The sequence below is a fragment of the Collinsella aerofaciens genome (assembly GCF_019131995.1).
Taxonomy (GTDB): domain Bacteria; phylum Actinomycetota; class Coriobacteriia; order Coriobacteriales; family Coriobacteriaceae; genus Collinsella; species Collinsella aerofaciens_S.
Genome location: NZ_JAHONA010000028.1, coordinates 20,837 through 30,289, shown reverse-complemented (window position 1 = coordinate 30,289; position 9,453 = coordinate 20,837). Strand labels below are relative to the sequence as shown.

Sequence of the window (9,453 nt, the reverse complement as noted above, 5' to 3'; positions counted from 1 at the left end):
ACGCGCATAAAGAAAGCCTCCCATTTCTCATGTCCAAGAAATGGGAGGCAGTTCACAAACGTGAGACGGGCCGTTTTCGTTTGAGCAATCATGCAGCGACGTGATGGGGCAAATTAATCCACGCGCTTGTCGCCCATAAAGAAGAGCGCCACCTTACCAGGTCCGGTATGCGAGCCAATCAGAGTACCGATGTCATTGATCTCAATCTTGCCTTTAAGCTGCGGAACCTGTTCCTCAATCAGCGCCGCAACTGCCTCGGCATCCTCGCGGCACGCCGAGTGCGACATGATGCACTTACCCGAATAATCCGCACCGTCCAGCACGTGTGCCATCATGGTCTTAGCCATCTCGGAAATCGCGCGCTTCTTAGTGCGAATCTTCTCACGTGGCGACAGCTTACCTTCGCAATCGACCGTCATAAGCGGGCAAATCTTGAGCGCCGTGCCGATGATCGCGCTCGCGGCCGAAATGCGACCGCCGCGCAGGTAGCTCGACAGATCGGTCGAGAAGAACCAGTGGTGCAGGTTGAGTTTATGCTCCTCAATCCAAGCGGCCGTCTCGTCGAGTGAAGCCCCGCTATCGCGCACGTCGGCGGCATATTCCAGCAACAGACCAAAGCCCGAAGACGCCCCCAGCGAATCGATGACGCGCACCTTGCCGCCCTGGGGATAGCGATCCGCGAGCATCTGCGCCGCGACGCAGGCCGATCCATACGTGCCCGAAATACCCGACGACAACGTCAGGTGCAGCACGTCTTTACCCTCGGCAACAAACGGCTCCCAAAACTCCTCGTACTCGCCCACGCTCACCTGAGACGTCTTGGGCATGGCGCCCGCGGCAATCTGGGCAAAAAACTCGTCCGGCGTAATCGACTGATACAGATCGTCCGTATAGACAACATCGTCGATCTCGTAATGAAAATACGCGACGGGAATATTGCGCGATTCAAAGAACTCACGGGTTCGGTCGGCGGCGGATTCACAGGTCAGGACAAAATCACTCATATGAGGCTCCTTACTCATTGCTGCGCAAATTATCGCACAGTGAGCCTACATGCGGTACATATGTCCACTATTTACCAAATCGAACCAAATATAGTGAACATCTTTACCACCATCGTCTCCACCGGCCCCACGCATAAATATCTGAGAAAACACCCTCTGTCGTCTCCACCCAACCGCCATATCTACCTCAACTAAATCGATTTACCAAACCGTTCAGCCGACAATTCAGCCGCTGGCGCAAAATCGAAACAAAAGCGGCGCATACTGGTAAACGTTTGACGCTGTTTATCAGTTTTACCAGCCCCATCGGAAGGTGTTTCATGGTCGCATTCGATCGCAACCCGCAAGACTTCAAGTATCTGCGCCTGCTTTCGAGACAGTTCCCCACCGAACAATCCGCGTTTACCGAAATCATCAATCTCTCGGCCATCCTCAACCTGCCCAAAGGCACCGAGCATTTTATGAGCGACGTGCATGGTGAGTACGAAGCCTTTATGCACATCCTCAACAACTGCTCGGGCGTCGTGCGCGAACATGTCGACGAGATCTTTGGCGACACGCTCTCCTTTGACGAAAAGGGCGAGCTGTGTACGCTCATCTACTACCCGCGCGAGAAGATCGACCTGGTCCGCAGCCGGCGCGAGGACTCGCCAACCTGGTACAAGACGATGCTTGACCAGCTCATCATGGTCGCTCGCTCACTTTCAAGCCGCTACACGCGCTCCAAGGTGCGTAAGGCCATCCCGCGCGACTACGCCTACATCATCGACGAGTTGTTGCACACGCACCCGGACGAGAACAACTATCGCGTGCGCTATCACGAGCGCATCGTGGAGTCCATCCTGGAGACCGCCAGCGCCGACGACTTTATCGAGTCGCTCGCCTCGCTCATCAAGCGCCTGGCCGTCGACCACCTGCACCTGGTGGGCGACATCTTCGACCGCGGCGGCGGCGCGGCCAAGATTATGGACCGTCTGCTCACCTACCATTCACTCGACATCCAGTGGGGCAACCACGACTTGCTGTGGATGGGCGCTGCGGCCGGTGAGCCCGCCTGCATCGCCACGGTGTTGCGCAACAACCTACGCTACGACAACTACGAGATCCTGGAGAACGACTACGGCATCTCGCTGCGTGAGCTTGTCGCCTTTGCCGATGCCACCTACACCGCCGGTGAGTCCATCACCCCGCTGATCAAGGCCATCAACGTGCTGCTCTTTAAGCTCGAGGGCCAGATTATCCAGCGCCACCCCGAGTTCGATATGACCGACCGCCTGTTACTCGACAAGATCGACCACGACACCGGCACGGTCACGCTCGCCGACGACAGCGTGTGGCCGCTCACGACCAACGACTTCCCCACCGTCGACCCGGCGGACCCCTACACGCTCACGTCTCAGGAGCAGCACATCATCGACAAGCTCGTGTCAGAGTTTGTCACCGCCGATCACCTGCATCGCCATATCGATTTCCTCTATTCCCACGGCTCGATTTACAAGGTCGCCAACGGCAACCTGCTCTTCCACGGCTGCGTTCCGCTCAACGAAGACGGCACCTTTAGCAGCATGAACTGCCTGGGCACCTGGCACGCTGGCCGCGATTATCTCGATTTTTGCGACCACATCGCCCGCCGCGCGTGGCGCGTGGGCGACCGCGATGCCCTCGACTGGATGTGGTACCTGTGGATTGGCTTCAATTCACCCGCCAGCGGACGCCTGGTGCGTACCTTTGAGCGCGCCTATATCGCCGATAAGAGCACCTGGGTCGAGCCGATGGACCCGTACTTTACGCTTACCAAGTCGCCCTCGGTCTGCGATGATATCATGCGCGAGTTTGGCGTCGCGCCCATGGCATGCTCGCCGACCGGCCACATCATCAACGGCCACACGCCCGTTAAAACCACCAAGGGCGAGCAGCCCATCCGCGCCGAGGGCAAGCTGCTGGTCATCGATGGCGGCTTCTGCCGCGCTTACCATCCCAAGACGGGCATCGCCGGCTATACGCTCATCTCGAGCTCGCGCGGCTGCCGCCTCAAGTCGCACCGGGCCTTTACGACGGTTGCCGAGGCACTCACGCGCAACGTGGACATCGAAAGCGAGACCAACCGTTTTGACCAAGCGGACCGTCGCCGCATGGTGAGCGACACCGATACTGGCGCCAAGATCCGCAGCCAAATCCAAGACCTGCGTCAGCTGCTCGATGCATATAGAAACGGTGCTATCGAGGAGCGCGCCTAGCACCACCCGCGGGGATTGGCTAAACTTGCTGAGTTTGTCATCCCCGCGGCGCTTCGGCGCCAGCTTAAGGCAGGTACCATGCAAAAGCTCCTTGCGCAGATCATGAAATTTGGCGTCGTCGGTGTCATTGCCACGGTTATCGACTTTGGCATTATGAATCTGCTCCACTACGGTCTGGGCCTCAACATCCTAATCGCCAACACCAGCGGCTTTATCATCTCACTCATCTTTAACTACCTCGCAAGCATGAAGTACGTGTTTGCGCACAAGGAAGGCATGAGCCGCCGCCGCGAGTTCATCATCTTTGTCGTGCTGTCCGTGATCGGTTTGGTGCTCAACGACGGCATCGTGCTGGCGCTCAACGCCGGCCTGGGACTCGAGGCCAATATCGCCAAGATCTGCGCCACCGCGCTTGTCATGGTCTACAACTTTGTGACCCGAAAAATCTTCCTGGAGGGCGACGAGACAAAATAGCTCGAAACCCCTGCAGCATTACGGCGCCCACGGACGACGCGCACTCAGCGCAGTATCGTCCGTGGGTGTCGCTCGTTTACGGGCAAATTTTCAACGTTTGCGGATTAGCTCTTGAAAATTTGGCGAGTTCATATAGTTCTTGGCAAAGACCTTACGTTTCCCTTGTAAAAGCTCTAAAGTATCCTCTGCTCGATTCATCAACGCATTGGATGTGATTACGTGCGCAAGGCGCTGGCACAACCTCATACCAAGCAGTTCCTCAAGTTTGCCGTCGTGGGTCTTATCTCCTTTGGCATCGACTGGGGCATGCTCATTGCGCTCGTCGAGCTGTTCCACCTCGACTTTTTGATGAGCACCACGATCTCGTTTATCACGTCCGTCGTGGTCAACTACTGGCTCAGCATGAAGTACGTGTTCGACCACCGCGAAGGCATGAGCCGCAAGCGCGAGTTCACGATCTTCACCATCCTGTCGGTGATCGGCCTGGGCCTCAACGACCTGTATATGTTTGTGGGCGTCACGTTTTTGAGCATCGGCTACCAGGCCATGAAGGCCATCGCCACGTTCCTCGTCACCTGGTACAACTACTTCAGCCGCCGCTTCTTCCTCGAGGGCGCACGGTCGTAGTCGATTCACTATTTGCTTGAATGTATAACCGGTTGGAATTCCCGTTCCAACCGGTTTTTTTGTTTGCAGAGAGACCCGGCGACCCAGTCCCATTCGCATGAAAAACGGGCGGTCCGGATGTTGGTCCGAACCGCCCGTCTGGCGCGCTATGTCGGGGCCTCTAGCCCGTTACGTAATACCAAACAACGTCGTCGCCATTGGAGAGAACGTAGTTACTGCAGGCCGTCATGGGCGTTGTGCCGTTGACGGAGTACATCCAGCCGCTCGTGCCGCCGTACTGTTTCTCGGCCAAACCACCAATCGCGGAGACATACGTACCGTACGACGAGCCATGTGCGTTGACAGAAAGGCCCAGCGCGCACAGGGCATCGTAGACGGTAGCGCCTTCGTTAAAGGTAAAGGTGCCACCAGAGGACACAGGATTGCCCACAGAGCTCGATGTGACCGAAACCGTCACCGTAACGTAGTTGGACTCCTGTGAGCCGCTCTGGCCGCCCGAGGAGGCGTTTCCACCATTAGAGGATGAGGCTCCATCAGACGACTGGCCACCGCCCGAAGAAGCACCGCCAGACGCATTGGAAGTATCACTGGCTCCCGTATTTTGGGCAGCGGATTTATCGCCAGACTTCTTGCCGCCCCGGTCCTCGGACTTCTTGCTATCCGAGTTTTTGTCCGATTCCTTGTTTGAAGACTCGGAATCGTCCTTGTCGTCGTTCGAACCCTTGGACTCATCTTTTGCGTCATTCGATGACTTGGAATCCTTGGAACTGGCCTCGCCCGAAGTCGTAGTCGAGCCAGACGCCTTGGTGTCCTTGGTGACGACGCTCTCCCCCGTCACGGTCTGAATGATCCAGTCGATGGACCAGGCACCGCTTGTGGAAGGATGGACGAAACCCAGCGAGACGACGATCAGAATGGTGCATGCAGCAGTCAGAACGCCGAGGAGCGCCTTGCGACGAGAGGTGGACGCCGCCGAAGCGGCGCCCTTTTGCTTTGGATCATCGAGCTGAATGAACGAGGAATCTGGTTGCTTGGGGTCAGCGTCCTTGGATTTATTGGACACAGCCCTCACCTACCGACGTTTGGTGAACACGAACACGCCGACGATGGCGAGACCGATGACGCCGGCGGCAACGCCAACAATGGCGAGCGGGTTGGTGCCCGTCTCCTGCTCGGAAGCACTAGAGGACTTCTTAGCAGTGGTCATGGAAGCAGCACCCGTATCGGACTTGGAATCGGACTTCTTGTCGGACTTGTTGTCCTTCTTGTCAGACTTCTTGTCGGACTTCTTGTCGGACTTGTTGTCCTTGGTCTCGGTCTTGGTCGACACCGTCGTCTTGGTCACCGGCTTCTTGCCCGGGGCAATAGCGCCGCCCTTCGAGCCGGAGCCAGAACCCGTGCCAGCGTCAGTGCCGGAACCAGTACCGGTACTAGAACCGCCGCCGCCATTCGAACCAACGCCGCCATTGCCGCCATTGGAGCCTGAACCGCCATTACCGCCAGGGTTAACGGCATTCTTAGTCCACTTGGCATACAGCGTCAGGTCGGCCGTCACCGGCGTACTGAAGTCATACGCCTGCGTGCAAGTCTCATCGGTATACCAACCGCCGAAAGTGTAGCCATCGCGCGTCGGATCGGCCGGCTTGACCAGCTTGCCGTCGGCCGTAGCAACAAACTTAGTGTCGCAAGTAGACCCGCCGTTGGAATTAAAGGCAACCGTCCAAGACTCGACAGCTCCAAGTTTAAACAGCGTGCCCGAGTCATTGATGTAGTACAGGTTGCCAGATGCATCGGCAATGACCGGAGAGTCGCAGTGCTGGTAATGGCCAGCCGCATCATAAATCTGCGTCGCCTCTGCATCGCCGAGCGTATAGCGATACACGCCACCACCAGCAGAGTAGTTGACGTAATCCTTGCTATCCGCGCTGTTAACGGTGAAGTACACATAGGTCTTGCCGCCCTGAACACTCACCAGCGGAGTAGCAGCAATACCGTTAAATCCGGCCGGCAGTTCTTTACCGTCAGCAGCGGTGACCATCGTGGTCTTACCGGTCTTCAGATTATAGAGAGCCAGAGCAGAGCCAGTAGCCGTCTGTCCGCCGACAATCAAGTTTTCGCCAGCCACCGCCGGTGCGCTCATGTTATTAGTAAGACCCAGGTCGACCGTCTTCTGCTCGCTCAGTACGCCCTTCGCCGAAAGCGAAATCACATGGAGCTTTCCATCGTGCGTCATCTGATAGAAGGTCGAACCATTGGACGGATCGGCGACACAGTCGGCGTTCGCGAGAGCGCCGAGCTTCATGGTCGAAACGACATCGCCCGTCGTCTTATCAATGCACTTAAGCGTGCCCGCGCTCGTAGGAACGATGGCATACTTATCCGTCAAAGCCGCACCAGTCCAGTAATAGCCCTCGAAAGCGTCAATGTTCTGCCAAGAAACTTCGCCCGTGGCAATCTTAATGCGCATAAAGGAGCCGTTGCCGTAGGTCGCGTTGTAATTCTCGTCATACGAAATATCGACCGAGCCTACATAGACGTACTCGCCGTCCGAAACGACGGTGCAGGAGCTCTGCGTCAAGTCCGTCAAACCAGGCGACAGCCACTTGCAGATCAGCTTGTCTGCAGTAATCGCCTGGACCGCACCGCCGTTGAGCGGAACGATGATAAGGCCATTGGTATAGATTGGGCGAGAGGTATAGCTCACCTTAGAGGCAAGCGGCGCAGAGGCAACCTTTTTGCCCGTGGACGAATCGATCTTAATGAGCTCGTTCTCGGTCGCGATGTACACAAAGCCGTTAGCGATGACAGGCTCGCTGCAGTTGGCATACTGCTGGCCAGACTCGGCCTTCCAATCGAAGGCCCACTTAAGACCGGCGGCCTGCGCAGGCGTCTTGGCATCCGTTACGGTCGAACCGTTGCCACTGTTGCCGTAGCCGGCCCACTCGGCATCCCAATTAGGAGTCGTCGCACTCGGGTCCACGACAATCTTGTCGGGATCGGGCATGGGCGATTTTTCGGTGGTGTAGGCAAATGTAACCTTGTCGCCGCTCTTGAGCGTGACCTGGTTGGCACAGAGAGATGAGGACTCTCCGTTGATATACAGATGCCAGTATTTACCGGTCGCACCATCATAGCCGTAAGACTTGTCTTCGAACGGCGAAGTAATGGACCAGTATGCACCACTCTGGGAGGCCTTGTAATCAATGCCCTTCGCCTTCAGCACCGTCTCAATAAGGTCCTGAGCCGTAGAGCCTTCGGGCAGGGAAACATTGCTTGCCGAGCCCCAGCGAGTATTGTTGCCGTTGACATCGGGGCCGATGATATCGGCGGATCCAAGCACCTGACCAGGGAGGGCATCGCTGTCGCCAGCATACATAAAGGTGACGGCGTCACCCTCATGGAGCTCGTAGGCACCAGCGCCAACGTCGGCGAACTTGTACTTTGCGTCGGACTTGCCCTTTACGTAGAAGCGCCAATAGCTATTGGTCGCAGCATCAGAGCCACAATAGGTCTTACCGTCAAGCGGCGAGGTAATGCCCCTAAGGTACCAACCCCAAGACTCTTCTGTAGCTTTGAGTTTAAGACCAGTCTGCTCCAACAGGTCCTTAGCAGTAGAGCCCGCCTTGAGACTCGTCTGGCCCGTCGAAGCCCAAACCTGCTGCTTGCCGTCCTTGTCCTTGCCAAGCACCTGAACGGAAGCATGGACAGAATCGGACGGCAACTGGTCTCCCCAGCCACCGTAGAACCACGTGACGGTATCGCCAGCATGGATGGTGACATTGTCCGCCGTATAGTCACTCGACTTGCCGTTGATAAACAGCTGCCAATAGGTCGAATAATCTTGGGGCGTACCCAGCTCAACACCGTTGTACTTAAGGCTCAGAATGAAGGAGCCCGCAGCAACGGCGTCAATATCATTCGCCTCAAGCGCGACCTTCGTAAGATCAAGCGCGCTCGAACCGGACGTCACCACATACTGCGCGTTGTCGACCCAAGTCTGAGTCTTGCCCTGGGCATCGCGACCAATGACGGTCACATTCGCAGCAAGCTGGTCCTTAACGACAGGGGACGCGCTACCAGCCGTATAGGCAAACTCAATCTTCTGCCCCTGGGTGAGTTTGACGCTGCTCGCGCCAACCGAGGAAGACGCGCCGTCGACGAACAGCTGCCAGTAGGCATGAGTCGTCGGATCGTAGGCAAGCGTGCGGCCATCGCTCGGGGAGGTGATGCTTTCGAGGTAGAAACCGTATGCCGTGTTCGGATCGTACTTCGCCTTGAAGCCCGTCTTCTCCTGCAGCTTAATGAAGGCATCCGCAGCCGTCGCGCCCTCGTCGAGCTTGAGCTGCGTAGGCGCCACCCAGGTCTGAGCCTTGCCGTCGGCATCGGTGCCGATAATCGAGAACGAGACCTCGATTTGCTTCTTGACGACATCGCCAGTTTCTGTCGGGTTCTCTGTCTGGACGGCAGCCGCGGCGGCAGATCCTGCTTGGCCAGCGGATGCCGTCGAAGACTGCTCGCTCGTGGCAGGGCTCTCCCCCGTCGCCGAGCCTTCGTCGCCAGTTGCTGCCTCTGTAGTGGCGGCACTAGCTGCAGGCGCGCTCCCGGAATCCGAAACCTCGGCGCCGCTCTGCTCAGCGGTACCGCCCACAAGCGCTGCGTCCTCGCCTGGCGTCGTAGCCTGAGCCACAGCGTCGGTAATGCCCTCGGCACCCTCGGCCCACAGCTGAGCCGGCGTGGTGCCAAAGGCCATCGCGAAGGCCAGGAATGCCACCAGGCAGCGCTTTGCCACGCCGCGCGCGATTACGCCACGGCGACGAAGCGAGGCACGCTGGCACTCGTCCTCAAACATATCCATTTGTCTCCTATTGTCTGCACTTGGAGCATTGCCCAGCGGCTGCCCCACGTCATCGCGCATGTTGCGCTCGAGTACCCCCATCGGGGTCCCCCTTCCCTCCAGAGCCCAACGCGTACCGACGGCAAGCGCCGCGGCCGCGTGCAAGATGGGAGGCGATCCGACTTAACCTTACCGACCCGGGCGCGTCGTCCGATCTGCGACGCGGCCATCCCGGGCCAAGAGGAATTACGGTTACTGGCACAGCCGGGGACTTGCA

Annotated in this window: 6 protein-coding genes; 3 read left to right on the top strand and 3 right to left on the bottom strand. The window is 57.7% G+C overall.

What is annotated here, in order from left to right:
- Positions 1-113: 113 nt before the first annotated feature.
- Complete coding sequence (locus KSY82_RS08480; protein WP_254881772.1) at positions 114-1,004, bottom strand: DegV family protein; 891 nt, start codon at positions 1,002-1,004, stop codon at positions 114-116.
- Between the two features lie 320 nt (positions 1,005-1,324).
- Between KSY82_RS08480 and KSY82_RS08475 the strand changes: the two genes are divergently transcribed.
- The 3 genes from KSY82_RS08475 (at position 1,325) to KSY82_RS08465 (ending at position 4,342) form a co-directional block, all read left to right on the top strand.
- Positions 1,325-3,241: a fructose-1,6-bisphosphatase gene (locus KSY82_RS08475; RefSeq protein WP_217750910.1), complete on the top strand. Its 1,917-nt coding sequence runs from the start codon at positions 1,325-1,327 to the stop codon at positions 3,239-3,241.
- Positions 3,242-3,319: 78 nt separating this feature from the next.
- On the top strand, positions 3,320-3,715 hold the full coding sequence (locus tag KSY82_RS08470; protein WP_022095122.1) for a GtrA family protein: 396 nt from the start codon (positions 3,320-3,322) through the stop codon (positions 3,713-3,715).
- Between the two features lie 219 nt (positions 3,716-3,934).
- Positions 3,935-4,342: a GtrA family protein gene (locus tag KSY82_RS08465; protein WP_035137329.1), complete on the top strand. Its 408-nt coding sequence runs from the start codon at positions 3,935-3,937 to the stop codon at positions 4,340-4,342.
- Between the two features lie 160 nt (positions 4,343-4,502).
- Here the strand turns inward: KSY82_RS08465 and KSY82_RS08460 are convergent, their stop codons facing one another.
- Entirely contained in the window at positions 4,503-5,405 is a 903-nt protein-coding gene (locus KSY82_RS08460) for a DUF4430 domain-containing protein (protein WP_368042053.1), read from the bottom strand.
- 9 nt (positions 5,406-5,414) lie between these two features.
- The gene (locus tag KSY82_RS08455) at positions 5,415-9,278 is read right to left on the bottom strand and encodes a DUF4430 domain-containing protein (protein ID WP_217750909.1); all 3,864 of its coding nucleotides are present in this window, start codon (positions 9,276-9,278) and stop codon (positions 5,415-5,417) included.
- Positions 9,279-9,453 lie beyond the last annotated feature (175 nt).

Excerpts from the sequence above, each read along its gene's own strand:
- KSY82_RS08480 (WP_254881772.1), bottom strand. The coding sequence starts at position 1,004 with ATGAGTGATTTTGTCCTGACCTGTGAATCCGCCGCCGACCGAACCCGT.
- KSY82_RS08475 (WP_217750910.1), top strand. The coding sequence starts at position 1,325 with ATGGTCGCATTCGATCGCAACCCGCAAGACTTCAAGTATCTGCGCCTG.
- KSY82_RS08470 (WP_022095122.1), top strand. The coding sequence starts at position 3,320 with ATGCAAAAGCTCCTTGCGCAGATCATGAAATTTGGCGTCGTCGGTGTC.
- KSY82_RS08455 (WP_217750909.1), bottom strand. The coding sequence starts at position 9,278 with ATGGGGGTACTCGAGCGCAACATGCGCGATGACGTGGGGCAGCCGCTG.